Genomic DNA, 245 nt, shown 5'->3' with positions numbered 1-245 from the left:
GCGATAACCGTTCGTGCGTGCTGTATTCAGAAAGTGGTGGGCCCGGGTGGACTCGAACCACCGACCTCACGCTTATCAGGCGTGTGCTCTAACCAACTGAGCTACAGGCCCGCACAGCACCCGGATTGCTCCAGGCTACGGTTGCGACGCGGAAGGGATGCGGGGACGGCGGTCATCGTCCTTAGAAAGGAGGTGATCCAGCCACAGGTTCCCCTACGGCTACCTTGTTACGACTTCACCCCAGT

1 tRNA gene and 1 rRNA gene are annotated in these 245 nt (G+C 60.0%); both read right to left on the bottom strand.

The window, feature by feature from the left end:
* Nucleotides 1-34: 34 nt before the first annotated feature.
* Nucleotides 35-111: transfer RNA gene (locus WG924_RS28145), tRNA-Ile, on the bottom strand.
* 74 nt (nucleotides 112-185) lie between these two features.
* Nucleotides 186-245 (bottom strand): 16S ribosomal RNA (locus tag WG924_RS28140); the annotation flags it as partial.

The organism is Tistrella arctica (genome assembly GCF_039630945.1).
Lineage (GTDB): Bacteria > Pseudomonadota > Alphaproteobacteria > Tistrellales > Tistrellaceae > Tistrella > Tistrella bauzanensis.
This window is presented reverse-complemented; position numbering and strand designations above follow the sequence as displayed.